Source organism: Effusibacillus sp. SKA8 (assembly GCF_058273125.1).
On sequence record NZ_JBZCSF010000006.1, the window covers coordinates 19,838 to 45,614 of the forward strand.

Below are 25,777 nucleotides of genomic sequence, written 5' to 3' on the forward strand. Positions count from 1 at the left end.
TTGTCGTCAACCCCTCTGGCATTCATAATTCACCATTGCCTTAGTGTACGTTACCATCAGGCACGCCAAATAAGGATAGGTTTCGGCCGCTTCTTTCCGGTACCTGATACTGCTTCTCATGTCACCCTGGTTTTCAGCCACTTTTGCAAGGTACATCAGAATCAAAAACCTGTCTTCGACATTCTCCAGGGTTTTATAGACCAGTCTGAACCGCTCAATTTGATATAATTGGGTAATATAGTTGATTCCCCGCTCAACGTAAGAATCAAATATGTCAAAGTAAACCTTGTCCAGTTCTTCTTTATTAGCTTTAGCATCTTCAACCGCTGTTAACAAAACCGTATTCGCAACAGATACAAAAATGCGGCTTCCATGAAAGTCGTTTGCACGAACTTGTTCAGCCTTCAGATAATCGATAAAATATTCTTTCAGGTTATATGTGTCAATCAACTCTTTTGTAATTCTCTTAACCACTCCATTGTCCATTTTTTTAAATTCCGCAATGAGTAATGGACGGTTGTCCACAAGATGATTCAAAATTTCCGCCAGGAACTCTATAGGCAAATCATTTGGTTTATTACCATTCAAAAATTCACGAATAAGAGGAATGCGTTGTTCGGATGTACGGATTTCGTTGAGCTTTGCGTACCAGTTATTCCCTGCAGCAAATGTACGTTCCAACTCATGGCGGACGGCTCCGTCCAAATTTTTTTTCTCGTTTTCCAATTCACTTATAAAAGAGACCTTTAAGTTCGTATCTTCCAGTTCTTCATACACGGTTCTTAACTCGTCAAACCGCCGTAATTTAATTAAGGTTTTTAACAGTAAAACTGTCCTATAATAACCGTGTTCAATCTCTTTGATATACGGTAACGTTTCTTTGTATTTTCCGATTTCATATAAATGATTGGCAATCTTGTATGCCGTTCTTGATTTTGATTCATTGTCCACCGAGTACAGTTCGACTGTTGTATGTTTCGAGAAGTCGATCTCTTTATTTTTAAACTTCCTGTATAAATCATAGTATTTCTCAAAAGCTTTCAATCCTTCTTCATGCCTGTCCAAGTTAAAAAGCGCATACCCTAAATAGTAATACAGATCAATGTAATCGTCCTTTAAACAGATCCCTTCTTTGCAGACAGCCACCGTTTCTTCATATTTTTGAGCGAAAAAGCTGATCCTTGCATAGTCGACAAATACGTAATAACAATCCTTTTGGACTTGCTCGTTATGTCTTTTTAAGCTCTGGTAAGCTTTCCGAATCTCGACAAGAGCTTCAAAAAAATCCTTGTACATAAAATAAGATCTGGCCAGCTGAAAGCGGTAATAGATATGGTCGGGATCTTTTTTCAGCTCTTCTTTTAGCATGGTGGCTGTTCTTTGAAACTTCTTTTTCATCAGTTCCGGATCGTCATTGTTGTACCCGTAATGTTTTAAAAAGACATCAGACAGCAGCACTGGTTTTTGAAATACGGGTTGATTGTGAACAGCCCCTGTATATTTAAACTTCCCGTTATTTTTGAACAAACGTTCCGAAATATGATAAATATACTGATTTTCCTTTTCGGACACCAAGTTTTTGACTTGAAGTTGAATCGTGTGATATCGCTCGATGCTCTTATCTTCTAGAAGAGCAATCAAATCCTGTGGGTTTTCCAATTCTTCGTCCGCATCTATAATGAAAATCCATTCCCCTTTCGCATACGAAATGGATATATTTCTCATATCGGAAAAGTTGTGGTTCCATTCATGGAAATACACGTTAGGCGTGTATTTTTCTGCAATTTCCATGGTGCTATCGGTCGAACCGGTGTCCACAACAATCAGTTCTGCAATTCCTTGCTCAAGCAACGGTTGCAAACTGTCCAAGCACCGGGGCAAATTGTTTTCCTCATTTTTTACAATCATGCAAACGCTCAGTTTCTTAGTCATTCGTGATACACCCGTTCCAATGTTCTAATAAGGGCTGCAGTTCATAGGCCAACAAATCCGAAACAAACAGGTAATCCTGATTTTCCAATTCATTCAACAGGCTGTTCAGTTTCTCGTTTAATTCCTGAATGTTAAGTTCGATTTCGAGATTTTGGGTTAAAACCGCGATTCCATCCACTAATGTTTGTGCGTCATCGATCCAGAATATCATCTTTTGGATTCCAATTTGATTTTCTCCGGATTGAAATGCGGAACAAATCTCATCAATACGCGAATTAAGATTTGCGATCAACTCTTTGCATGTTTGTTTCAGGTCATGTATGTTATATGTCAAAGAAAACCCTCCCGGATTTATGAAAAAAGCCGACTGTGAAAAGTCGGCTTTTTCGTTTTGCTCAAGATTACCGGAGTAATTGAAGCACTCCTTGCGGCTGTTGGTTTGCTTGCGCAAGCATTGCTTGAGCAGCCTGAGACAGGATGTTCATCTTCGTGAACTCCACCATCTCTTTCGCCATGTCTACGTCACGGATACGGGATTCAGCAGCCGTCAGGTTTTCGGAAGCCGCGCCCAGGTTGTTGATGGTGTGTTCCAGACGGTTTTGGAATGCGCCCAGTTTCGAACGTTGAGCCGAAACATCTTCAATCGCCTTGTTGATGGCGGAAATGGCTGCTTCAGCCTTTTGCGCCGAAGTCACGTCAATTTTGTCAACAAACAAGGAAGCAGCATCCATCTTTTCGATACTTACATTCATGGTTTGGGAGGAGTTCGCACCGATCTGATAGGTCAAGGAAGTATCGGTAAGGTCGGTGACACCGGCTCTGGAAGTAATCGTCGCTTCGTCGCCAATATTGCTCAGAGTCAAGTTAGCCAAACTTACTGTTACTCCGTTTGCCCCGCCAAGACTGATTGCGCCGGCGTTATAAGCAACCGTTTTGGTCCCGGAATTACCTTGCGAATCTGCCCAACTGATCGTGTATGTTCCTGTTGCGCCTGTTGCTTGTGTAATCTTGATATTATAAGTGTTGCTGGTAACAGTTGTTGCACCTGCAGTAGCTTTAATACTCTTAAACAGCGCCGTGTTAGTTCTTTCGTTAAACGCAACTGATGCCGTCGCGGTGTTAATTCCGCTCAAGGAACCATCCAGCAGTTTTTTGGTGTTGAACTCGGTGGTGTTGGCAATGCGGTCAATTTCTTTAATCAGCTGACTGACTTCTTTTTGAAGTTCGGAACGGTCCGTTGTGCTGTTGGTGTCGCTGGAAGCTTGAACCGCCAGCTCACGCATCCGTTGCAGGATGGAGTGGGTTTCGTTCAATGCGCCTTCAGCGGTTTGGATCAAAGAGATGCCGTCTTGCGCGTTTTTGGAAGCCATATCCAAACCACGGATTTGCGCGCGCATCTTTTCGGAGATTGCAAGACCTGCCGCGTCATCTCCGGCACGGTTGATGCGGAGACCAGAAGAAAGTTTTTCAAGAGATTTGCTGGTTGCCACGTTGTTTGCAGACAACTGGCGATAGGTGTTCAGAGAACTCAGGTTGTGATTGATGCGCATGTCTCTTTTCCTCCTTGAAATGTCGTCCCACGTCCTTGCGGGACCCTGTTTTATACAATCAGGAAAAGTCGGCCGCCTTTTCCTCAATTGTCCTGATTTTTATATCGGCCATAAAAACCGGAATGGTTAGGTTCACAACGAACGGATTCCGGGCTTTTTTTTTGATTTTCCCTTATTGTCCTTTAATATCCTGTCTTTTTTGGCCTTTTTCTTCTTTTTTAATCGCTTTCTGATATTCTTTCAGCAAGTCAGCCGATTTGGATGAAGCTAGGGAATTTTGATTCGCCGTCCGTATTTCTTCAAAAATCTCCTTTCGATAGACTTTGATGGATTTTGGAGCCCTGATTCCGACTTTGACCGTATCCCCTTCCTGCTCCAGTATGACTATCTCCACATCCTCCCCGATCACGAGCGCTTCTCCGATCTTCCGTTTTAAAACCAACATCATACCTTCTCCTTTTTCCGGGCAAACAACGGAGTACGAATTTGATAGGAACTGTCGTGCAAAACCACTTGACGGCCGATTTTTTTCTCCGTGTTCAATATAATGGGCGCCATCAGATTTATGGTTGCATGTTGCAACGAATGTTTGGCGGACACGGTTGCCCAGACCATGAGATTTTCCGGCAAGGGGTGTTGTAAAGCCGCAACGTCCGGTTCCGGAAGATCAAACTCATAATGCGGATAGAATTCAAACGGGTTTGCCACCAACAAACAGATTTCCGCTTCTTCCGACGATTGGAGATAAGCAAAAGGCAACGTCTCGTCTTGGTGAATTAGAACATAGCTATGATATTCCTCCAACCCATACAGACCCTTTTCAAACTTGAACAATAAGTTTTCATTTATTTTTACAGTACCAAACAGCGCCGAAGTGATTTCCATCCAACTTCCCTCTCTCTAGAAAAATAAGGAGCGATCCTGAAGGACGTCGCTCCTCAAAATGTCCTGTTCATGTATTTCCCCTTCACGTCGATCTCGATCCAATTTTTTTGAGCCAGATACACATTGACTCCACCCGGTATATACTGAGTTTGGGGACGATGTGGAACAACCTGTATCTCCGTCCCGCCCAATTGCCAATTTATGTGCAACGGATATGGAGTATATCGAACATGCACAGGACTTGGAGAACCGTAATCTTGAATGGGCATAGGACCCTTATTCATTCTTTGCCTTGCAATTTGTGCAATTGTAATTCCACTTTCGATAGATGCCAATTGATCTCCTTCAAGCGCAATATCTCCTATTGCTTGAAAAACCACTTGACGGGCCTGGGTCGCTACATTGGCCGTCACGCGTAGAGGTGACATCAGTCCAATTGCTGCCCGGGCATCCTCACTGTCAATCTGAAGCGTACCAGGCCCTTGATCAATTTCCAACCGGGCGGGCATTTGAACGATTTCCATATCGGCCTTGGGTTGTCGAATCTCTTGCCGGGCATTTACGGTTTCCAGTCCAATTTTAGCATATTGTTGCCTGATCTCGATAGATAAAGTAGCTCCGGGCAACATGGACCTACCTCAGAAAATCAGCCAGTGTAGGCATTAAAACCCGGGCACCTGTCTCCAGAGATGCACGTTGCACACTTTCCGCCATTTTCAGGTTTGTAATGACTTCTGCAATATCCGCATCCTCAGTTTTAGAGCGAAGTTCGGTAAGATTTGCTTCCATGTCACTTTGACGATTGGAGATAAGTTCCAAACGGTTCACACGAGCCCCTACCTCTGACCATGTATTATGCAGAGTTTGCATGGCTGCATCAATATTCCCCAGAACGGAGCTAATACTTGAACCGGGTGTAGTCGGATTTGACAGTAAACTACTTAAATTACTTAAGACAGCAAACATGTTATTCGGATCTCCGGGTACGCCGAAAACATCTTTGCCGGTAACGTTGACCGGTACCGTCACACCGTCAGCTACCGCATACGAAATGTTATTCGGATCAATGGGATCTGTTGCCGGGTTCGCTGAATAGGGCATTTTATCTGTCAATCGTCCATTAAAAATATATTGGCCGTTAAATTTTGTATTTCCCAAATTAACCAACTCGTTGTATAACTGATCCACTTCAACCGCAATTGCTTTCCGCGCATCAGGCGGTGTTGTATCGGAAGCCCCTTGCACTGTCAGTTCACGTACCCGTTGCATAATGTCATTTACTTTCGATATGGCGGATTCCGCTGACTCCAACATACTTTGAGCCGCACTTAAGTTTCGTTTGTATTGCTCATTGCGCTCCAATTGAGCTTTATAACGCATCGTAAAACTTACACCGACAGGATCGTCTGAAGGTTTGTTAATTCTTTTCCCCGACGATAACAAATCTTGGTAATTTTGTAAGCGTTCATTATTTGCCCGTAGATTCCGGAGCATTTGCGTATTCAACATGGATTGCGTGACTCGCAAAACAATTCACTCCCTTATTATCGGGTTAGACCCATCCCGTTAATCACTTTGTCGAGGATCGTATCTATCGCTGTAACCACACGGGCTGCCGCATTGTAAGCATGTTGAAATTTGATCATGTTCGCCATTTCTTCATCCAACGAAACACCGCTGATAGACTGTCTCTGATTCTCGATCTGATCTACCATGGCTTCCTGGTTTTTCTCCATTCGTTGGGCTTGCTGGGATTGCACCCCAAGCTGGCCCACCACCGCCTGAAAATAATCCTCAATCGTGCCGCTACCTATGATACCGCCCGTAAAAGCGATTTTTTGGCTTTGCATTTGCGCGATCATCATCGCAACGGCATTGTTCCCTTTGACCGCTTGCGTATTCCCGATACCATCCACATACGTGGTATCCGAAGTGGTGATATATTGATCGTCGTTCAAAATCAGATTGTTCACCTGGATATTGCCTGCCGTAAACGGTCCTCCGCCGTTGGTGAAGAACGCAAACCCATTCCCATTGGTCGGATTGTGCATCGTATAGCCTGTTGCATGAATGCCATTGATCCCACTAAACGTCATGACAGTGCCATTTGGATGCGTAACCTGAACGGAACCCCGTACCAATCCGTCAACCAGAGCGTCAATCTGACTTTGGTAGGTCTGGACATAGGTCAAACGGGAATTGAGCAGCCCTTTTATTTCACCGCCCGTAATGGCAAGCGGTCCACCCGGCACAAGGTTGATGACGTCCAATGCCGGATTGGCATTTGGAACATATTGCAAAACACCGGGAGGATTGTCATCGATCAGTACCGTCTGACCCCCGATATCAATCGAATAGTTGGTTGTGGTTTCCGTTACTTTCACATCCACCAACTTCGACAGTTGATCAACCAGCAGATCGCGGCGGTCACGCAAGTCATTCGCTTTATCCCCCAGCGATTCAATCAATTTGATTTGATGGTTCAGCCCCTGGATCTGGCTGATGATATTGTTTACTTCGCTTATTTTATTTGTGATGCTGCTCTGAAGATCCGAATCTAACGTTTTTAACTGCGCATCGATATGATGAAAAGCGTCTGTCAATTCAATCGCCCGCTGTTTCACGAGCTTGCGGGCAGTAATATCTTCCGGGGCCAGACTCAAATCGTGCCACGCGTTGAAAAATTGGTTGATTACGGTGGCAAGCCCCGTCCCGGACGGCTCATTGATAATGGCTTGGATTTTGTCCAACGTCTGACGATTGATACTCCATTCACCAAACGATTCATTTTCATTCCGATACTGGGAATCCAAAAAATTATCCCGCATCCGCCGGATGGCGTCCACCCAGGAACCCTGTCCCAGTTGGCCGGCTTCCGTCCCGCGAGACATCGCGGGATACTGGAGCGGGGGGAACGCGGACATGTCCACCACCTGCCGGGAATAGCCCGGCGTATTGGCGTTTGCCACGTTATGGGACACTGTATTTAACGCAGTTTGCTGCGTGTACAAAGCTCGTTTCATCGCTTCCAGTCCGTGAAATGTCGAACGCATACCGCACCTCCATCTGTTCTGGGTTTTTCTGGGGTTCAATGGAAACAGGTCAAGCCTGTGTATCGAAAAACCTGCGCGGCTGTCCCGCCGCTTGGCCGGAATCGCCTTTGCCCGTATAGGTGCCCATATCCGGCACGCTTGTCATCAAATCGATGGTCCGCTCCACCAGATCCAGGGACTGGCGGATCAACTGGCCGTTCAAATCGTTGGCGGCACGCAACTCTTCCATCACCTTGACAAACCGCCCCGTCAACAGGTTGATTTTCGCCGCCCGTTCCGGATCCGGAATCAGGGAGGCCAGTTTCGACGCCGTCAGCTCTTCGAGCTTCAACCCGTATGCTTCCGCAATCCGCTGCCCGTGCTTCCGGCGTTCCTCTTCCAATTTTTCCACCCTGCGGACAAACCGTATCTCTTCGTTGACGATTTCCTGCAATTTCTTCATGTCGCCATCAATCAGCGCCCTTTTTTTCCGTTCCGCCACTTCCAGAAAATTCTCGTGTTCATGAAGCAGTTGCTCGACCGTTTCAATCAGTTGCCCGATCAATGGCATGTTTGTCTCCCCTTACTCTCCGAGAAGATATCGCGCAATTTTGTCCGCCACTTTCCGGATGTCGATTTCGTAAGTGCCGTTCCGGACAGATTGCTTGATCTCTTCCACGCGTTTCCGGTCTGCCGCCAACGGCTCCGGATCGGCTTGCGGCAGTCCGCGCGACATCTCAATCGCTTCCGGTGAAATCGACAGTTCGTCGCGGCTTCCTCCTACCGAATTCACCCGGCCCGTTTTCGGGGCCACCGCGTTTTTCTGATACGGCGAAAGCGGGGGAATCCGCCCGTTATCATATATTTTCATCGTTGTTCCCCCCTGTTCCAAGAGCCTCAATTATTTCCCACCAAAGTTTCCCTAATCTATAGGGGAGGGGCCCCTCCCGTCCCTCCCCTACTGTTTCAAATCAGGATCTCGCTGAAAATGACGCAATACGGCAACATCAAGCGAAAGATCGCCATACTGTTTCGCAAGCGTTCGAACCATCGTTTGAAGTTCCATAACGTGCTTATCCAAACTCCGAACGAGGCTTTCTATCTCATCAAAGCGCTTTTCCGTGCGCTTCTCAAAATCCGCCAAACGCTTCTCCGAATCCTCAAAACGCTTTTCCAAACCCTCAAAGCGTTTTTCCAGATCCTTAAAGCGCTTTTCCAAACCCTCCAAGCGCTTTTCCAGATCCTCAAAGCGCTTTTCCGTGCGCTTCTCGAAATCCGCCAAGCGCTTCTCCGAATCCTCCAAGCGCTTTTCCAGATCCTCAAAGCGCTTTTCCGTGCGCTTCTCGAAATCCGCCAAGCGTTTGTTCAATTTTTCAAACTCCACCATGAAGCGCTTGCCCCACTCATCCAGTACAGGCAAAATCTTTTCCTCCATCGAAATCAATCTCTCCTTCATGACCATTACGGTAAAAAACCGATACTCCGAGCTTCTACTCGTTGTATCGGCAGTTCGACAGAAAACGATAAGTTTTGTTTTCGAACAGTTTATACGATTACCGCCAATTATCCGCGAATATCTGGCGGATTCTTTATTTTTTGCGTCCATACCTGCTCTTCAGGAAAAACTCGTCCCTGCCCTTCGGTTTTGACTGCTCCAGGGCCGGGGCAGCTTCCTGCTGGAGCGCCCGGTCAAACCCATGTTTCAACTCGTCCTTGCACGTTTGGCAAAAACGCCCGATTTGGATCGGAATTCCGCAGCGCTCGCACGGATAAGCCATATTCGGAAAATTGGTTGCGATCAAACGGCCTTCCCGTATAAACCGGTAGATCGTGGAAATCTCCACTTCCGTCGCCTCATGCACCTCCTGCGGCGAAGCCCCCCGGTTCTCCCGCAGGTACGCGCTGACCTTCAAGAAATCCTCGTCCTCTTTTTTCACGCAAACCGGACAAATATCCCGGATAGTCCGGTTGTAAAGGCGGCCGCATTCCTTGCAATTCGTCAAAGCCATCGTCCGGCACCCCCTGATCGATTTCATTATACTGGAAAATCCGACTGGTTGACCAGCCGCTTTTTAACCAATTTGGCAATTTTCAATTTATCCGCTCTTACCTCGCCAGGGTGATGACGTACACGCGGCTGGCGCCGGCGTCCAACAAGGCTTGCGAGCAGGCTTCAGCGGTCGCTCCGGTCGTGTAAATATCGTCGACAAGCAAAATCAGCCTGCCCGATACATGATCCCGCAGTCCCGGATGGCAAGAGTACGTTCCTTCCAATGCCCGCAAACGTTCTTTTCGATCGCGGGCGGCTTGGCCTTTCAAATGGCGATTGCGCCGCAATGCGGGTAAACAAGGAATGTTGGAATAAGAGGAAAGGTGGAGAGCCAGCCGTTCGGCTTGATTGTAGCCGCGTTCCTTCAAGCGTTCGGCATGGATGGGAACGGGTACCAGGAAGTCGATCGGAAGCTGGGAAAAATGGAGATCCCAGGCTTTCATCAGACAACTGCCGAGCACCGGGGCAAGGTCCTGTTCGCGGGAGAATTTAAAACGATGCAGCAATTCGCGGAGAATGCCTTCATATTTACCGAACGAGCGCGCCAGCACGAACGAAGTTGCCCGTTCGCATTCCGGGCACCGGTCCGCCTGTTCGATATGTCTGCCGCAAAGCAAGCAATAAGGCGGTTCGATCGGGACAAGGCCGCTCTGACACCGGTCGCAAAGTTCCGTTTCCGGCAGCCAGCCATCCCCCGGCCGCCGGTTCGGCGCGGCTTCGAACCCGCTCCCCGCCTGCCGCTTCGCAGGCAACGCGGGTTGCCGTGTGACGCTTATATGCGTTTGCGCCGGTTCCGCTTCGGGCAGCGGCCCCCGGCACGAAAGACAAGAGCGCTCCTGTGGAAACAACAATCCAAGCAGCGCTTCCCAATACTCCCGCAGGCTCATCGCGGCCTCATCCGAGATAGTGGCAGAGCGCCAGCATGCCCGGGCCCACATGTGTCCCGATCACCGGGCCCAACTCGTTCAGATGGGGGTTCACATCTGGAAATTCGCTCCGAATGCGATCCTGAAACTCCCTCGCCGCCTGTTCGTCATCCGTATAGACCACCGACAGATGGACGGGCAGATCTGGATGGGCTTGCTTGTCTTGCCGGAACAGATCAACCAGGCGATCGAGCGCTTTGCGCTTAGTCCGCACTTTGTCCAGCAGGTCGAGCTTGCCTTGCTCCGTCACATACAGGATCGGCTTGATCTGCAACAACGAACCGACCAGTGCGGAGACGCCGGAGATGCGGCCCCCCTTGTGCAGATGTTCGAGCGAATCCACGACAAAGTAGCCTTTTACGCTATCGGCAATTCCCTGCACGCGGGCCACGATTTCTTCTTTACTCTTCCCCGCACCCCGCATCTCAACCGCCTCCATCACCATCCGCGCCAGCGGATAGCTGGTAATCCGCGAGTCGAGCACAGTAATGTCGCCGCCGATCATGCCGGCCGCCGTCCGCGCCGCGTTGAACGTGCCCGACAAACCCGCGGAAAGGAAGATCCCGATCACCGAATCGTGCGACTTGACAAGTGACTCGAACGCCTGCACAAACTCCCCGACGGCAGGTTGCGAAGTGGTCGGCAACTCTTTCAACCCCGGCAGCATGTCGTAAAATTCGCGGGCTTTGATTTCCACACCCTCACGTTTCGACTCGGTTCCGAAGTTCACCGACAATGGAACCACCGTGATCTGATGGGCTTCTATGTACTCATCCGGCAAATAAGCCGTACTGTCGGTCACGATCGCAATTCGGGTCATCAAAAGGGACCTCCTTGGCCGATAGCCAACACCAAGACTGTTTTTAAATTTATGGATTGCTCAGAGCTTCATCGTGATGGCCACAATTACGCAATACAATTGTGTCGGGTTTTTCAAAATTGATATAACTATGTTACCGTTTGGGCAACCATTTGTCCATTGAGTGACATAGAAAATTGTTACAAAACACAAAAGCCGGCAGATCCAGAGCGAACCTGATGGTTAAAAAGCAAGTGAATGTTGTTTCAGTATCTCAGCGATTTTTTCAATCGAATATTCGCCCACGACGACACCCACCGTGAAATCTTCGGCAAACTGTTGCTGCATTTCCAACGAATACCCGTTCATCTCCAAGAAGACGGCAATGGCCAGAAACGCCGTTCGTTTGTTGGCATTGTGAAACGCGTGATTTTTGGCGATCGATTCCAGAAGTGCCGCCGCTTTCAAAAACAAGGTCGAATAGGCATCCTCACCAAAAATCGTTTGCCGCGGCCGGGCCAAGGCAGACTCAAGCAATCCCTCGTCTTTCACACCCGCCTGTTCCTCTCCCCCATGTTCCTCAATGATCATGCAATTGAAGAAGAGAACCTCTTCCTCGGTCAAATACCGGATCATCTGTCTTTCAAGTTCCTCAGTGCCCGGTCATATTTTTTCATGACCCGGTAGGCCATTTCGACTGCTTCCGGACGGACGTTTTGCGGAAATTCGAGTTGACGGGGGAGCGGACGAACAATCAATTCGCCTTTCTCATTTTCTTCAATCTCGACCAGATCGCCGTGTTGAATCCGCTTCTTTTCAATGATTTCGTTGGGGATGGTGATTCCCAGGCTATTTCCGAACTTCAATACTTTTCTGATATTTTTTTCGTGCATAGCAGTCACTCCCACGTTGTGGATACCTCCTCTCACAGTATATGCAAAACCGATCCTTGTTATAACAGTACTAACGTAATAATACAATAGATAAAAAAACGCGTCAACCACCGGCCAGGTGAACTCTGCTTTATCGTTCAATCGACAAAATCGCTGGATTGCAACTCGCTCCCACTCAAAAATTTTTCGGGAAACCGGGCGATGGGTAGAACGAACTAACATCCGGCCCATATCGGTACTTATCCGCTGCTATTTGCTACCTTTCCCCTGCCGCTTTGGCAGCGCGAATGAGAATGTGCTGCCTGCGCCAAGCTCACTCTCCACATGCACCGTCCCGCCGTGCGCCTCGACGATATGCTTGACGATCGCCAGCCCCAGCCCGGTGCCGCCGGAACGGCGGGCGCGCGCTTTGTCCACCCGGTAAAATCGCTCAAACAGACGAGGCAGGTCCTCTTTCGGAATGCCGATTCCCGTATCCTTCACGCGAACTGTAATCCGCTCCCGTCCTTCTTCCAGATCCACGTCGATCCGGCCGCCTTCCGGCGTGTAGGAAATGGCGTTGCCGATCAGGTTGATCAGCACTTGCGACACCCGGTCCCTCGCCACTTCCGCAAACACCGGCTGTTCCGGCAGATGCGCCTGCAGCGTCAATCCGTGCTGCTTCGCTTGATGGGCCAGTTTGTCGACTGTCGTTTGCAGCAAATCGTTCATGTTGCACAGTTCGAATTGGAGTACGGAATGGCCCGATTCGATTTTGGACAGTTCCAGCAGATCGTGAATCAACCGGCTTAAGCGGTCCGATTCCTCGTAGATAATCTTGACAAACTGCCTGCGGGTGTCGGGGTCTTCCAGCGCCCCATGCAGAAGCGTCTCGGCAAATCCCCGCACGGCGGTAATCGGCGTTCGCAATTCATGTGAGACGTTGGCCACAAATTCCGTCCGCATCCGTTCCACACGGCGCCATTTCGACACATCGTGCAGCACGACCACAGCGCCGACGATCGATTCGTTTTTTCCCCGGATCGGGGTGGCGTACAATTCCACGCTCGTCTCGCCCGGAAATGTCAGAAGAATCTCTTTCCGCTGCGGTTCACCGGTCAACAGCACCTCGTCGATGATGGAAGAGAGGCCGTACGAACGCCCCACTTCCCAATGCCATTCCCCGAGCAGTTTTTTGCCCGCATGCCGCAGCAAGTTTTCCGTTGCCCGATTGACCACCAGAATCCGGCCGGAACGGTCGACGACCATCACGCCGGAATCCATGTTGGCGATGATCCCTTCCAGCTTGCTCTTCTCTTGGGTCAGGTCCTCAATTTGTTCCGACAACCGGGTCGCCATCAAGTTGACCGATTCGCCGAGAACCCCCAGTTCGTCGCGGCTGCGGTAACGGACGCGTTCATGGAAGGCGCCGCCCGCAATCCTCCTGGTCACGCGCGTGATCTCCTCGATGGGGCGGGCAATTCCCGTAGCAAAATACAAGCCGACCAATGAGGAAATGACCGCGACGATCAGGAGGCCGACGCCGATCGACGCCCACAATCCCCGCAGTTCCCCGTAGACACCGGCCAACGGGATGCCAATCCGAACCGCTCCGAGAACCTGCTCTCCCCCCGTAACGGGGACCGCGACAAACAGGACGTTCGTTTTCAAACTCGTGTCGAACCGGATCTCGCTTCCCACTTGCTTGTTGATCGCCTCGCCGATTTCCGGCGGCTGGACTTTCCCTTCGAGCGGAGACGGGGAAGTGTCGTACAACAGGTTTCCGCTCCGGTCGTAAACCGAAACCTGTTTTCCCGCGGAAGAACTGATCGTTTCGGCAACTTCCGCTATTGGCAGAGAAGGCGAATCGGGGACCGCCATCAGCGGAGACACCCAATTCGCCATAATTTTGGCTTCGTCTTTTAACATTTCACGGAGGTTCTGCATGTAAACGCGTTCGAGAAATTGCAGGATGAACACGCCCGCTGCCATGAGCGTGATCAGGATCAAAACGACGTAAGACAATGTGATTCGCTCGCGAATTCCCCTCACGTCACGTCTCTCCCTGGACCAGCTTGTACCCCACGCCGCGAACGGTTTTGATATAGACGGGGTTTTTCGGTTCTTTCTCCAGTTTGTCCCGCAAATGCGAGACGTGAACGTCCACAATTCTGGTATCTCCGGCGAACTCATACCCCCACACTTTGTCCAGCAAATGGTCGCGGCTTAACACCCGGCCCATGTTTTTCGCCAGATAATGAAGCAATTCGAACTCGCGCGGAGTCAAATCGATCCGTTCGCCGCGAAGCGTCACCTCGTATTTGTTCACGTCAATCTTGATGTCGCCGCAATGGTAGACACCTTCCGCATTCCCCGCTTCGTCGCCGGAACGGCGCAGAACCGCTTTGACGCGGGCGACCAGTTCCCTGGGCGAAAACGGTTTGGTGACATAATCGTCCGCTCCCATCTCCAGGCCCAGAATCCGGTCAACTTCGTCATCTCTCGCTGTCAGCATGATAATGGGTGTGGTATAGCCTTCCCTGCGCAGTTGCCGACATACTTCCATCCCGCCAAGCCCCGGCAGCATCAAGTCGAGAACCACCAGATCCGGCCGCTCCGTCCGCACCAATTGCAGCGCGTTTATTCCGTTATCCGCCGTCACCACTTCAAAACCGGCCTGAGCCAGATTGTACTCCACCAGTTTCACAATGGATTCCTCATCATCAACCACCAGCACTCGATGTGCCATTCTTTTACCTCCCAGCCGACGAGCGGCACCCGTTACTTAAACGTTACTTGAAAAGGCTGATTCCCAAATAGACAACGCCTGCGAGGGCAGCGCAGCTCGGAATCGTAATCAACCAGGTGACAACGATTCGTCCTGCCACCCCCCATTTCACCGCGCGAAACTTTTTTGCCGCACCGGTGCCCATCACGGCAGAGGAGACCACATGCGTGGTGGACACGGGAAGAGCGAGAGCGGTTGCGGACTGAATCACGATGGACGACGTCAAATCGGCCGCCAGTCCGTTTACCGGTTCCATTTTAATAATTTTGGAACCCACGGTTTTGATGATCCGCCAGCCGCCCACCGCCGTGCCAAGCCCCATGGCGGTCGCGGCCAAAATTTTTACCCAGAGCGGGACATCGAGAGCGGTTTGAAAATGACCGGCCACCAAAGCGAACACGATGATTCCCATCGCTTTTTGGGCATCGTTCCCGCCGTGGGAGAACGCTTGCATGCCGGCGGAAAAAATCTGCAGGAACCGAAACCATTTGTTGATCCGGTGCGGCGACAGGTTTTGCACGATCAACTTCAGAACGGTCATGATCGCATACCCCACACCAAACGCCAATATGGGCGACAGGACAAGAGCCTGCAAAATCGTTGAAAATCCGCTCCAGTTCACGCCGTGCAGCCCCGCGGCGGCAATGACGGCACCCGTCAGGGAACCGATCAGAGCGTGGGAAGAGGAAGACGGTATCCCATAGTACCATGTGATCAGATTCCAGGCGATGGCCGCCAGCAAGGCCGCCACCACGATGACGACGCCATTTTCGATTTTTGCCGGATCGGCGATTTTGCCGCCGATCGATTTGGCGACTCCGATGGAATACAAGGCGCCAACAAAGTTCAGCACCGCGGCGTAAAAAACGGCAAACCGGGGCGGCAGCGCTTTTGTCGACACCGACGTGGCAATGGCGTTGGCCGTGTCGTGAAAACCGTTGATGAAATCGAAAACGAGCGCCAATAGAACAATGATGACAATCAGGGTCATGACAAACAATCCTCCTATGCGTTTGTCATGACAACCGATTCCAGGATGTCCGCCACGTCTTCGCAATGATCGGAAATTTCTTCCATAAGTTCATAAACTTCCTTCAGTTTGATGATCTCCACGGGGTCCGTGGTACGGGCGAACAGCGACCGGATGGAATCCCGCATCAGCTTGTCCCCGACATTTTCAAGCTCGTTGAGCTTGACCGTATATTGTCGGATTTCAAGCATTTTCTTTTTTTGCAGTGCTTTCATCGCGTGTTCCAACTGTTCGGCGCAAGCGACGATGTTGGCGGCAAACTCGAGCATGAAATTGTCGATCGACTGGATATGAAACAGGTCGAACCGGTTCGCCGCCGCTTCCATTCCATCCAGAATGTTATCGAGATTGCTCGCAAGCGAGAGAATGTCTTCGCGGTCGATCGGCGTCATGTAGGTTGCGTTGAGAGCGCGAATGATCTGATGGGTGTACTCGTCCCCGGCCTCTTCATAGGGTTTGATTTCGAAAAAAAACTTTTCTCCGTTTTCGTAGTTTTTCAACCCTTTCTGAAAAGCGACCGCAGCCGCGGAGATATTCTCCGTCACCTGCACAAGCATGTCAAAAAACTGGTTCTGTTTCTTAAACACAAATCGTACCCCCCGCGGGAATGATGAAAAATGTCAAACCATTTGTTATTATAATGGATTTTGCAAGGGGGTTTTTGTAAAGTTTTCGTAAAGATTGATCAAGGATTCAGATCTTCACGTTTGCCCGACACCATATAGATCACCCATTCGCCGATGTTGGTCGCGTGGTCGGCCACGCGCTCCAAATGCCGGGCGACCATCAGAAGATGCGTCACCTGCCGGTTGGTGGGCCAATCGGTGCCCATCAGGCCGACAATTTCCTGAAAAATGGCGCTGAACAGTTTGTCCACCTCGTCATCTTTGGCGGCAAGCGTTTCCGCCCGCGCCACGTTCCTTTCCACATAGGCGGTTAAAGCCTCGCGCAGCATGTCTTTCGCCATGTCCGCCATACGGGAAATGTCGACCAACGGTTTGACGAGCGTTTCCCCCGCCAGCCGCATGGTGGTCTTGGCGATATCGACCGCATGGTCGGCGATTCGCTCCAGGTCGGTCACGATTTTCAACGCCATGCCGATGACGCGAAGATCGCCCGCCATCGGCTGCTGCAAGGCGATCAGCCGGAGACAGCGCTCCTCGATGTTTAGTGTCATGGCGTCGATTTTGTCGTCTTGGGCGACGATTTCTTCAGCCAGCTTGACGTCCATCTTGGCCAGCGACTTGACCGCTTGGTAGATCGCCTCTTCCACAAGCGTGCCCATTTTCAAAAGATCGGCCTGCAGTTCTTTCAACGACTGGTGAAAATTCGTTCGGGTATCCAAGCTTTCGCCCTCCTTCTAGTACGGTGTTTGCTTCCATTATCCAAAGCGGCCCGTGATATAATCTTCTGTCCGCTGATCGCTTGGCGCCGTAAAGATCTTGTCTGTTTCGTCGGCCTCGATCAGGTAGCCGTTGAGAAAGAAGGCGGTGACATCCGAGATCCTCGCGGCCTGCTGCATATTGTGAGTGACGATGATGATCGTATACCGCTCCTTTAACGTTTGGGTCAGTTCTTCCACTTTCAGCGTGGAGATGGGATCCAACGCGGAGGTCGGCTCGTCCATGAGCAGCACGTCGGGTTCCACCGCCAGCAGGCGTGCAATGCAAAGCCGCTGCTGCTGCCCGCCGGAAAGGCCCAGCGCCGATTTGTTCAGCCGGTCTTTCACCTCGTCCCAGAGCGCCGCCTGCATGAGGCTTCGCTCCACAATCTCGTCAAGGAGAGCTTTTTGCTTGATGCCGTGAATCCGCGGCCCATAGGCGATATTGTCGTAAATGCTCATTGGAAAGGGATTCGGACGTTGAAAGACCATCCCCACTCGTTTGCGCAGCGATACGATATCCACATCGTCCGCATAAATATTCTGCCCTTCGACAAATACGTCCCCTGTGATTCGGACGGTATCGATCAAATCGTTCATCCGGTTGAGCGTCCGCAAAAAAGTGGATTTGCCGCAGCCGGACGGTCCGATCAGCGCGGTGACCGTATTGCTGTTCACAGTCAGGTCGATATCGAACAAAGCTTGGTTCTGCCCGTAAAACAGGTTCAATTTTTGTACGATGATTTTCTCTGCAGCCGGTTTCATCATTGTCCCCCTGAAAGTCGTTTCTGTATCAAACGGCTGGGAATCGCGATCAACAGGTTAAACACCAGCACCACGATCACCAACAACGCCGCGCTTCCCTGCGCGATTTCTCTTGCGTCCGGCACGATGGCGGCCGATTGCACGTACCACAAATGGACGGACAGCGTTTCTCCCACCGCCAGCGGGTTAAAATCGGGATAGAACCGCGATACGGACAGTCCCGACGTATAAATCAGCAGCGCGGATTCCCCGAGCGCACGTCCCGCCACAAGCGTGATCCCGGTGATGAGATTCGGCAGCGCCGCCGGAATCAAGACTTTTCGAATCGCCTGCCATTTGGTGGAACCGAGCGCCAGGGAAGCTTCCCGGTATGATTCCGGCACGGCCCGCAGCGCCTCTTCCGTAACCCGGACGAGAACCGGCAGATTCAAAAGCGACAATGTCAGGGCGCCGGACAGGATCGAAAATTTCAACCCGAGCAGGGTGACAAACAGCAGCGCGCCAAACAACCCGAACACGATCGACGGGACGGAGGAGAGAGCCTCGACCGACAGGCGAATCAGATCGGTAAACCGGTTTTTCTTGGCGAACTCGGCCAGGTAAATGCCCGCTCCCATTCCGATTGGCAGCGAGAACAAAAGCGACAAAAACAAAATATAGAACGAATTGAACAATTGCGGCCCGACACCGCCGCCCGCCTGAATCTCCTCCGGCATGCTGGTGACAAAATTCCAGGAAAGGTGCGGAATTCCGTCCCCCAGTATGCGGAACAAAAACCAGGCGAGAAGCAGGATGATGGCAATGCCCGTCAGCCAGAAGTAAATCGTTGCGAGCCGGTCCGTCACTTTGCTGTTCACTTCAGTTCACTCCTTCTCGCAACAATCCGGATGACCCAAATCAGGAACAAAGAGATCAAGAGCAGCACGAGCGCCATCAAATACAGCGCGTTGTTCCAGGTCGTGCCGTAGAACGTGTTGGGCATATCCTTGACGATCGCCGTGGTGAGGACGGTTGTCGAATCCAACAGCGAGTCCGGCATTTTGGGAGAGTTTCCGATAACCATAAACACGGCCATCGTTTCTCCGATGGCCCGCCCCATACCGAGGATAATTCCGGTTAAGATTCCGGGACGGGCGGCGGGCACCAGCACCCGCCAGATCGTTTGCCAGCGGGTCGCCCCCAGCGCCAGCGAAGCTTCTTCCAGGCTTCTTGGCAAAGAGCGAATCGCGTCTTCGGAGATGGAGAGAATGGTCGGCAGGATCATAATCGCCAGTATGATAGCCGCTGGCAGCAAGCCGTAACCGGTGCCACCCGTCACTTTTCCCAGGTAGGGAACGATTACGGTCAATCCGATCAGTCCGTACACCACCGAAGGGATTCCGACAAACAAGTCCGTCGCCGGGCGCAGGATCTCGCGCATCCATTTCGGCGCGATTTTTGCCATAAACACCGCGCCGGAAACGGCAAACGGCACCGCGAGAACCACCGCCAGCAAGGTTAAAGCGAATGTTCCGAACAGGAACGGAAACGCGCCGAAGTGGCCCTCGGCCGGAGTCCAATCCGTCGAAAAGAAAAACGTCCATGGGGATACCTCGCTGAATGTTTGCATTCCCTGATATCCAACGAACAAAATGATCGAAAAAATCACGGTTGACACGAGCACGGCACTGCCGATAAACACCCGTCTCATAAAGCGGTCGGCGCGAATTTTGGGTTTCGTCCGCCTCGCCTCCGACGACGCGTTTCCTGCAGCGATCCTTTCGGCCTCGGTGATAGCCATGGAGCGACCCCCTTTTTGACTTTAAAGAAAACAGCAGTAGGACGGTGAATTTCACCGTCCTTTCCGCTTATTGATCGTAACGACTCGAAACCGAAAACGGCATTGCTTCTTCAAACGGTATTGGCATTGCTTCTTCAAACGGCATTACTTTTTCAGCAGGTTGGCCGGCAGGAATCCGAGTTTTTCGACAGAGTTGTTCTGGAACTCGTCGCTCAGGATGTAGTCGATGAAAGCTTTGACTGCGCCAGTCGGCTCGCCTTTCGTGTACATGCGCTCTTCCCCGTAGAGCTTGTATTTGCCGTTCTTGATGTTGTCTTTGCTGTATTCCACACCATCGAATTTGACGGCTTTGACTCCCGATCCCTCTTTGACGTAGGGAGTGTCGACATACCCGATCGCACCCGGCGTGCTTTTCACCGCGGTTACCATGGCGCCGCTGGATTCCTGCACAACGGCGTCTTTGGTGATATCTTTGCCGTCGAGCACGATTTCCTTCACCAGTTTGCGGGAACCGGAACTGTCCGGGCGGGTTACAACCGTAATCTTCTGGTCTTTACCGCCAACTTCTTTCCAGTTTGTAATTTTGCCGGTGAAGATATCTGTCGCTTGCTGTTTCGTCAGATTGTCGACATTGACATCCGCGTTGACGATAATCGCAAACGGCGCAATCGCCACGATATGTTCTTTCAGATTTTTATCCTTGAATTCGTCACCGGCTTTCACATCGGAATTCCCGATATTGGATGTTCCGTCCGCGACATTTTTCAAGCCGGTGCCGGAACCGCCACCCGTGACGCTGATGTTAACGTTCTTGTGTTTTTCCATAAACTCTTTGGCAGCTGCCTGTACAAGCGGTTGCAAAGCGGTCGAGCCGGAAGCCGTTACTGTGCCGGACAATTCGGTGCCTGCTCCGCCGCCGGCACCACCGCCCGCGGGCGCCCCTTCTTTTTTCTCGGCGCTGCCGCAACCGGCAAGCACCCCCAGACTCAAAGTCGCAATCATGGCCAAGCCCATCGCTTTCTTCGATACAGCGTTCAACATCCGGTTGAATCCCCCTTTAAAGGCTTAAGTTCCTCTTCATTGTACTTGCCCATTGTAAACGACCTGTTGTCAAACTGTTAAGAAATTGTAAAAAGCGGATCAGACTGAGAATTGGCGGGTCTCCTCCACCAACCGGTTCATGGTGTTCACCAACGTTTCTGTCGATTGTTGCAGGTCTTGCGCTTCCTGCAATTGACTTTCGCTGATTGCCTGCACTTTTTCCGCGCTTGCCAGCGTTTCGCGGGACACTGCCCGGACCGACACGAGGGCTTGCTCCAGTTCCTGCACCTGCCGGGCCCAGTCTTCCACGACATTTACCACGTTCGCAACCATGCCTTGGGTGGATTCAATCCCTGCATACACGCTTGCCATCGTTTCCCGGGCGCGAAGCGACTCCGAAACGCCTTGTTCCGCTTCCCGTTTTCCGGTTTGTGTCGCTTTGACCGCGCGGGAGGCTTCATTCTCGATCGCTTCGGTAAATCTCACGATCTGTTCCGCCGCCGCCCGGCTTTGGTCCGCCAGCACGCGTACTTCATGCGCAACCACCGCGAATCCGCGGCCCGCTTCTCCCGCCCTGGCGGCTTCGATCGTCGCGTTCAGCGCCAGAAGATTCGTCTGCCCCGCAATCCCCTGAATGGTGTCCAGGATATTCCGGATCTGCCGCATGCCGTCGACAAGCCGGGCGACGGTTTCGTCTATTTCTTCCGTCAGCGCCGACATTTGCTGCATGCGTTCGGCGTTCCTCCCGACGACCGCGAGCCCATTTTCGATATCCGTTCTCATCCGTTCCGTGATTCCGCTTGTCTCCTGCATAACGCCCACCAATTGCGTCACCTGATTGCTCATCGCTTCCATGCGGGATGCGGACATGTCAACGGCGGCCGCCTGTTGCCGGGCACCGCTGCCGATCTCCTGCATGGCGGCGGACGTCTCGCGGAACTGCTCCCGGTTTTTCTCCACCGCTTCCAGCAAAGAACGGGAGGATGCCGTTCCGGATTCGATGCCGCGGTCGAGCATCCGGATCATGCCCCCGATTTTTTGCAGCATGGAATTCAAACTGCTTCCGACTTCCGCCACTTCTTTCACCATATTGGTCTCTTGCATCCGAACCCGCAAATTGCCGGCGGCTACCTGTTCCATCACTGTTTGCACCGTTGCCAGAGGCTGCAGCAACCGGCGAATCAGGCGGATCACCAGGAATCTGCCCGCCAGAAGAACGGCGATACCGATAACCATGGCGATGGTGCGCACTTTATAGACCGGCGCCAAGTAACCTTCTTCCATCACCTCAAGCACGTAATACCAGCCTTTTTCCGGAATGACCTGATAGGCGATCGTGCGATTCTGGCCGTCCCGCTTGACATGGAGAACTCCCGTCTTGTGTTGGAGAATCTGCGCGACCACATCTTTGCCAAGCTCCTCTTTGGACTGGTTAATAGGAGCTTTCCCGCCTTCCGCCGTAATCATCCATTGTTTGGGTTCCCATCCCAACTGGTTCAGTCGGGCCGCTTCTTTCAACATTAAGTACTCAATCTCCTCCGGCAATGCGCCGGAATCAATCGTACTGATCAGAGTCGTGATTTTCTCGCCCATCATGACGGTGGAGCGCTGCAGATCCGAGACAACCAGCGACCGGATCGTTTTTTCCGCCTGAAAATAGATCAATCCCGCTGTCGCTGCCACGGCGATCACGAGAAAAATTCCTACCACGAAAGCCAATTGTTTGCCCAAAGATGTTCTGCCGCGCAAGAGGCGTTGTTTCAGAGCCGAAACGCTGATTTTTTGAGCGACGCTCCCCAAGGCGCCGCTCCATTTATTTAATTTGCCGACCCATGCTGCCTTCACCTGACTACCCCCAAGTTTCAAAGATTTGGCCTAAAATATACCTTTTTATACATAAGGCGGATCCCAGGCCTTCTTGCGCCACCCCAGCGTCTGGCTGACCACATTCAAATTGCGGTCGAGTTTTACGTTCACTCCGAACGGGAATTTGCGGTCATACCAGAAACGGACGTCGCTCCACTTCACCTCATAGCCGTCCTGCAATTCCCTGCAAGTCACGTGCACACGCTGGGCGAACGACAGAAACGCCCGAACCCCGTCGATCGCCAGAGTCGCAACGCGATATAACCGAAAGTGACCGCATAGACCCACGGGAACAGAAGTGCCGGATCGGAATCGAACGCCAGCCACAAAACCGCGGCCGCAACGTGCAGCACAAACGGCAGCGGCTCAAAGATGGCCAGAATGTCAAGATGAACCCATTTTTTTGAACCCATTTTTTTGAAAACGGCCGCAAACACTGCACACCATAGGAATTCAGCGCGTCCAGGAACACGTGAAACACAACCGCCGCCAACACCCAACGGTACAAGACCGGCCATGCCTCGGGCATTCCGGATCCGAAAGCGAGCGGAAGCGAAATCGCTGCCCCTCCCGCCCCGCCAATCCCCGTATTCCTGAATAAGCGCGTAAACGTCAGGCCACCGTGACACTCCCGGTCCGAATTGCCGTTTGCAGGTGTTCGGACTCCCACCGTTCATCCACGTTAAACCAGTAGAACCACTGTTCCGGCACCCGGACAATCGCCCGCTCGAGGGTGCGGTTCAGGGCGTTTGCCGCTTCCGTCCGCTGGCCGCGTTCGAATTCTTCATACAGATGGATCGGCGGCCCGAAAACCAGCCGGTGCTGAAACCCGTAAATCCGGTATCCGTAAAAAGGAACGACCGGCACCCGGTGTTCCAATCCCAAAACCGCGGCTCCACCCGGACTGCGCGACATGCGGCCGAAAAACTCCGCCGGCGGAAACGCCGGACGCCAAAAATCCCCCAGCAGCAGCACCACACCGTTTCCTTCCAGGTGTTGCCGTAAGGTCCGCATCAACTCCAGCGGAGCCGTCTCATCGTAGTCCAACCCGCGGCAGCCAAGCCGCCGGAACAAGAGATACAGCGGACGCAGCTCTTCACTGCCGGCGGTGACGACGGTCAGACAGGGATACCTGTTGGACAAATACCAATAGTAATAGAAAAAATTTCCGATGTGCGGCCCGTACAACACCACACCCCGGCCCTGCCGCAAGGCCGCTTGCAAAAACGCCTCGCCGACAACCTGAAACCTCGATTCCGCAGCGTGATCCAGAGACCGGGAATCGATCAAAATCTCATACAGCGTTACGACCAGATTGCGAAAATAATCCCGGCAACAGCGGCCGATCTTCTGCGGCGTCTCCCCGTGCAAAAGGTCGGACATGTTCCGTTTGACTCTTCTCCGGACAGACGCAGCAAACAGATAGATCCACCAGCCGACTGCCCCACAAAGCAACAACACCAGTTGACGCGGCAACTGCTGCGCCAAGCGCCCGATCATTCGCAAGCGCCGGTCATCTTTCGTGAGTTTTCCAATCCAGTCGTACAAGCGCGCACCTCCCGCCGATTGCCTTTTGTCAACGATTCAAAAATGCCGGTTCAAAAAATGTCGCCGGTATCTCCTTGTCACGTTGGCCGTGTCGAGTACGACCAGAAAATCAGTCGTTTCAAACACCGGGTCATATGCGGGCTCGCCGGCGATTTCCGCGCCCAGCCACTGATATCCTTTCATCAGCGGCGGCAGTTTGCGAAACACCGCTTTTTCGTCCAACTCCATCTCAAGCAATTGTAGATCCCCGATGCGATGCGTATCGAGCGGGCGGATGCCGAACCGGTCCGTGATCACGCCTTTGGCTTTCAGCACGGTGTACAGTTCGCTCAATTCCTTTCGGTCATGCAATTGAATGCTGGCACAGCCGATCAAGTGCCGGTATCCGTGCTGCATGACATAACCGGCGATCCCCTCCCAAAGCAGTTGAATCGCCTTACCGTCCCTGTATGCCGCCGCAACGCAGCTTCTTCCAAGTTCCAGGGAATGCCATTTGTATTCGCGAAATGCGGTCAAATCGAATTCCGTCTCCGAGTAAAAACCAGGATGTTGCATCGCTCTTGGGCCTGGCAGCAACCGGTACGTGCCGACGACCTCGTTTGATTCCAAATCGGTGACGATCAGGTGGTCGCAGTAGGGATCGTAGGCATCCCGCTCAATTCCGTCCGGATGGTAAAGGTTCATATTGCCGGTTTCTTCGACAAATACCTTGTACCTGAGCCGCAACGCTTGCTCAATTTCTTCCGTGCTCTCGGCGAGCTTCACGCTTAACGGGTGGGACTGCAAGAATGTTTCCGCCGGTTGACTCATGTCCATCACGCCTTTCGCATTATGCGTTTTTAACGGTCACAATGAAACTTGCGGCGTTTCGACCGGATCCGGTCAGTCAACTGCTGGGAGCTCACAAAATCCCGTTGCCGAATCACGGGAACGGAAGCAACCACCCTGTTGCCCGCAAACTCCGTGAAAAGAGGCTTGGGCTTGCCGAACCGCTCAATCACTTGTTGTCTGGTAACTCCGTGCACCCTTAAACAATGTACCGTCGTTAACTGTTCCAACAGTTCCGAGCACGCCGGGCATTTGACCAACCTCATCTCTCCTTTCGCCTTGTTGCATTCAAACTACCAAAACGATTTGAAGATTTTGTTTCCGGAGTTTTAATTTTATGTAATATTTCCCGAACGGTTGTTCTTCCGTTTCATCTGTCCAGTTTCTCCTGCCATAACCGGTAATTGCCCATGGATACAGCCACGGCTCCATGCCGTATGGCTTCCGTCATCTGGTCCTTGTTGCGGATCAATCCCCCCGCAATTACGGGGAGGTCGGTTTCGTTCCTGAATTCCCTGATCACCTGCGGCAACAAGGCGGGCATCAATTCAACCGTTTGATGACACCGATGTTCCCGATTGAAAGAACAACGGCGCTGAGTTCCGCCCCGAGCGCCTCTTCTATAAATTTCGGTTCCTTGACGGAAGCGATCTTTTTGACTTTGACAAGCCTTTCGTAAAATTGCTCCCTGGTCAAGCGCCATC

Annotated in this window: 33 protein-coding genes and 1 pseudogene; all 34 read right to left on the bottom strand. The window is 51.7% G+C overall.

Translation table 11 applies throughout. The annotated features are described in order from the left end of the window. Window positions 1-6: 6 nt before the first annotated feature. A complete protein-coding gene (locus AC4ED1_RS06550; protein ID WP_490936905.1) occupies window positions 7-1,932 on the bottom strand; it encodes a glycosyltransferase in 1,926 nt (641 codons plus the stop codon). After that, complete coding sequence (locus AC4ED1_RS06555; RefSeq protein ID WP_490936907.1) at window positions 1,925-2,383, bottom strand: DUF8042 domain-containing protein; 459 nt, start codon at window positions 2,381-2,383, stop codon at window positions 1,925-1,927. Before AC4ED1_RS06555 ends, AC4ED1_RS06550 begins: the two co-directional genes overlap by 8 nt. Continuing rightward, window positions 2,334-3,482 (bottom strand): flagellin N-terminal helical domain-containing protein, encoded by a 1,149-nt coding sequence (locus AC4ED1_RS06560; RefSeq protein WP_490936909.1) that lies wholly within the window; start codon window positions 3,480-3,482, stop codon window positions 2,334-2,336. Before AC4ED1_RS06560 ends, AC4ED1_RS06555 begins: the two co-directional genes overlap by 50 nt. Window positions 3,483-3,654: 172 nt before the next feature. Next, window positions 3,655-3,927 carry a carbon storage regulator CsrA gene (gene csrA, locus AC4ED1_RS06565; protein ID WP_490936911.1) on the bottom strand — a complete coding sequence of 91 codons (273 nt, stop codon included), beginning with the start codon at window positions 3,925-3,927 and terminating at the stop codon, window positions 3,655-3,657. Further along, window positions 3,927-4,367: a flagellar assembly protein FliW gene (gene fliW, locus AC4ED1_RS06570; protein WP_490936913.1), complete on the bottom strand. Its 441-nt coding sequence runs from the start codon at window positions 4,365-4,367 to the stop codon at window positions 3,927-3,929. Before fliW ends, csrA begins: the two co-directional genes overlap by 1 nt. A gap of 53 nt (window positions 4,368-4,420) precedes the next feature. Next, window positions 4,421-4,996 (bottom strand): DUF6470 family protein, encoded by a 576-nt coding sequence (locus AC4ED1_RS06575; RefSeq protein ID WP_490936915.1) that lies wholly within the window; start codon window positions 4,994-4,996, stop codon window positions 4,421-4,423. 4 nt (window positions 4,997-5,000) lie between these two features. Further along, window positions 5,001-5,894: a flagellar hook-associated protein FlgL gene (flgL, locus tag AC4ED1_RS06580; RefSeq protein WP_490936917.1), complete on the bottom strand. Its 894-nt coding sequence runs from the start codon at window positions 5,892-5,894 to the stop codon at window positions 5,001-5,003. A 17-nt stretch (window positions 5,895-5,911) separates the two neighbouring features. After that, window positions 5,912-7,420 (bottom strand): flagellar hook-associated protein FlgK, encoded by a 1,509-nt coding sequence (flgK, locus tag AC4ED1_RS06585; RefSeq protein ID WP_490936919.1) that lies wholly within the window; start codon window positions 7,418-7,420, stop codon window positions 5,912-5,914. A 49-nt stretch (window positions 7,421-7,469) separates the two neighbouring features. Beyond that, window positions 7,470-7,970 (bottom strand): flagellar protein FlgN, encoded by a 501-nt coding sequence (locus AC4ED1_RS06590; RefSeq protein ID WP_490936920.1) that lies wholly within the window; start codon window positions 7,968-7,970, stop codon window positions 7,470-7,472. A 12-nt stretch (window positions 7,971-7,982) separates the two neighbouring features. Next, window positions 7,983-8,270 carry a flagellar biosynthesis anti-sigma factor FlgM gene (flgM, locus tag AC4ED1_RS06595; protein WP_490936922.1) on the bottom strand — a complete coding sequence of 96 codons (288 nt, stop codon included), beginning with the start codon at window positions 8,268-8,270 and terminating at the stop codon, window positions 7,983-7,985. Between the two features lie 87 nt (window positions 8,271-8,357). Further along, entirely contained in the window at window positions 8,358-8,834 is a 477-nt protein-coding gene (locus AC4ED1_RS06600) for a hypothetical protein (RefSeq protein ID WP_490936924.1), read from the bottom strand. 154 nt (window positions 8,835-8,988) lie between these two features. Beyond that, window positions 8,989-9,408: a TIGR03826 family flagellar region protein gene (locus AC4ED1_RS06605; RefSeq protein WP_490936926.1), complete on the bottom strand. Its 420-nt coding sequence runs from the start codon at window positions 9,406-9,408 to the stop codon at window positions 8,989-8,991. A gap of 97 nt (window positions 9,409-9,505) precedes the next feature. Beyond that, complete coding sequence (locus AC4ED1_RS06610) at window positions 9,506-10,336, bottom strand: ComF family protein (protein ID WP_490936928.1); 831 nt, start codon at window positions 10,334-10,336, stop codon at window positions 9,506-9,508. A 7-nt stretch (window positions 10,337-10,343) separates the two neighbouring features. Continuing rightward, window positions 10,344-11,195 carry a DegV family protein gene (locus AC4ED1_RS06615; protein WP_490936930.1) on the bottom strand — a complete coding sequence of 284 codons (852 nt, stop codon included), beginning with the start codon at window positions 11,193-11,195 and terminating at the stop codon, window positions 10,344-10,346. Between the two features lie 222 nt (window positions 11,196-11,417). Further along, window positions 11,418-11,810 carry a type II toxin-antitoxin system death-on-curing family toxin gene (locus tag AC4ED1_RS06620; protein ID WP_490936932.1) on the bottom strand — a complete coding sequence of 131 codons (393 nt, stop codon included), beginning with the start codon at window positions 11,808-11,810 and terminating at the stop codon, window positions 11,418-11,420. Further along, complete coding sequence (locus AC4ED1_RS06625) at window positions 11,807-12,067, bottom strand: AbrB/MazE/SpoVT family DNA-binding domain-containing protein (RefSeq protein WP_490936934.1); 261 nt, start codon at window positions 12,065-12,067, stop codon at window positions 11,807-11,809. The genes AC4ED1_RS06620 and AC4ED1_RS06625 overlap by 4 nt, the downstream gene beginning before the upstream one ends. A 249-nt stretch (window positions 12,068-12,316) precedes the next feature. After that, window positions 12,317-14,098, bottom strand: a complete 1,782-nt coding sequence (gene pnpS, locus AC4ED1_RS06630) for a two-component system histidine kinase PnpS (RefSeq protein ID WP_490936936.1) — start codon at window positions 14,096-14,098, stop codon at window positions 12,317-12,319. 1 nt (window position 14,099) lies between these two features. Beyond that, complete coding sequence (locus tag AC4ED1_RS06635) at window positions 14,100-14,795, bottom strand: response regulator (RefSeq protein ID WP_490936938.1); 696 nt, start codon at window positions 14,793-14,795, stop codon at window positions 14,100-14,102. A gap of 43 nt (window positions 14,796-14,838) precedes the next feature. After that, window positions 14,839-15,825 carry an inorganic phosphate transporter gene (locus AC4ED1_RS06640; RefSeq protein ID WP_490936940.1) on the bottom strand — a complete coding sequence of 329 codons (987 nt, stop codon included), beginning with the start codon at window positions 15,823-15,825 and terminating at the stop codon, window positions 14,839-14,841. 14 nt (window positions 15,826-15,839) lie between these two features. Then, window positions 15,840-16,451, bottom strand: a complete 612-nt coding sequence (locus AC4ED1_RS06645; RefSeq protein ID WP_490936942.1) for a DUF47 domain-containing protein — start codon at window positions 16,449-16,451, stop codon at window positions 15,840-15,842. A gap of 98 nt (window positions 16,452-16,549) precedes the next feature. Next, window positions 16,550-17,209, bottom strand: a complete 660-nt coding sequence (gene phoU, locus AC4ED1_RS06650; protein WP_490936944.1) for a phosphate signaling complex protein PhoU — start codon at window positions 17,207-17,209, stop codon at window positions 16,550-16,552. 36 nt (window positions 17,210-17,245) lie between these two features. Continuing rightward, the gene (gene pstB / locus AC4ED1_RS06655; RefSeq protein ID WP_490936946.1) at window positions 17,246-18,010 is read right to left on the bottom strand and encodes a phosphate ABC transporter ATP-binding protein PstB; all 765 of its coding nucleotides are present in this window, start codon (window positions 18,008-18,010) and stop codon (window positions 17,246-17,248) included. Continuing rightward, a complete protein-coding gene (gene pstA / locus AC4ED1_RS06660) occupies window positions 18,010-18,867 on the bottom strand; it encodes a phosphate ABC transporter permease PstA (protein ID WP_490936947.1) in 858 nt (285 codons plus the stop codon). The genes pstB and pstA overlap by 1 nt, the downstream gene beginning before the upstream one ends. Next, window positions 18,864-19,700, bottom strand: a complete 837-nt coding sequence (gene pstC, locus AC4ED1_RS06665; protein WP_490937170.1) for a phosphate ABC transporter permease subunit PstC — start codon at window positions 19,698-19,700, stop codon at window positions 18,864-18,866. The genes pstA and pstC overlap by 4 nt, the downstream gene beginning before the upstream one ends. A 234-nt stretch (window positions 19,701-19,934) precedes the next feature. Further along, window positions 19,935-20,831 carry a phosphate ABC transporter substrate-binding protein gene (locus AC4ED1_RS06670; protein WP_490936948.1) on the bottom strand — a complete coding sequence of 299 codons (897 nt, stop codon included), beginning with the start codon at window positions 20,829-20,831 and terminating at the stop codon, window positions 19,935-19,937. A 99-nt stretch (window positions 20,832-20,930) separates the two neighbouring features. Next, window positions 20,931-22,676, bottom strand: coding sequence for a methyl-accepting chemotaxis protein (locus AC4ED1_RS06675; protein WP_490936950.1), 1,746 nt, complete (start codon window positions 22,674-22,676; stop codon window positions 20,931-20,933). A gap of 45 nt (window positions 22,677-22,721) precedes the next feature. Next, on the bottom strand, window positions 22,722-22,985 hold the full coding sequence (locus AC4ED1_RS06680) for a hypothetical protein (RefSeq protein WP_490936952.1): 264 nt from the start codon (window positions 22,983-22,985) through the stop codon (window positions 22,722-22,724). Beyond that, on the bottom strand, window positions 22,889-23,110 hold the full coding sequence (locus AC4ED1_RS06685; protein ID WP_490937180.1) for a hypothetical protein: 222 nt from the start codon (window positions 23,108-23,110) through the stop codon (window positions 22,889-22,891). Before AC4ED1_RS06685 ends, AC4ED1_RS06680 begins: the two co-directional genes overlap by 97 nt. Window positions 23,111-23,124: 14 nt before the next feature. Further along, window positions 23,125-23,226 (bottom strand): annotated as a pseudogene (locus AC4ED1_RS06690) (metal-dependent hydrolase); the annotation flags it as partial. 83 nt (window positions 23,227-23,309) lie between these two features. Further along, window positions 23,310-24,245: a lysophospholipid acyltransferase family protein gene (locus AC4ED1_RS06695; protein WP_490936954.1), complete on the bottom strand. Its 936-nt coding sequence runs from the start codon at window positions 24,243-24,245 to the stop codon at window positions 23,310-23,312. Window positions 24,246-24,281: 36 nt separating this feature from the next. Further along, window positions 24,282-25,055 carry a GNAT family N-acetyltransferase gene (locus AC4ED1_RS06700; RefSeq protein ID WP_490936956.1) on the bottom strand — a complete coding sequence of 258 codons (774 nt, stop codon included), beginning with the start codon at window positions 25,053-25,055 and terminating at the stop codon, window positions 24,282-24,284. 29 nt (window positions 25,056-25,084) lie between these two features. Further along, complete coding sequence (locus AC4ED1_RS06705) at window positions 25,085-25,333, bottom strand: hypothetical protein (protein ID WP_490936958.1); 249 nt, start codon at window positions 25,331-25,333, stop codon at window positions 25,085-25,087. A 110-nt stretch (window positions 25,334-25,443) separates the two neighbouring features. Then, on the bottom strand, window positions 25,444-25,617 hold the full coding sequence (locus AC4ED1_RS06710; RefSeq protein WP_490936960.1) for a glycerol-3-phosphate responsive antiterminator: 174 nt from the start codon (window positions 25,615-25,617) through the stop codon (window positions 25,444-25,446). Beyond that, a complete protein-coding gene (locus AC4ED1_RS06715) occupies window positions 25,617-25,769 on the bottom strand; it encodes a hypothetical protein (RefSeq protein ID WP_490936962.1) in 153 nt (50 codons plus the stop codon). Before AC4ED1_RS06715 ends, AC4ED1_RS06710 begins: the two co-directional genes overlap by 1 nt. Between the last annotated feature and the right edge of the window lie 8 nt (window positions 25,770-25,777).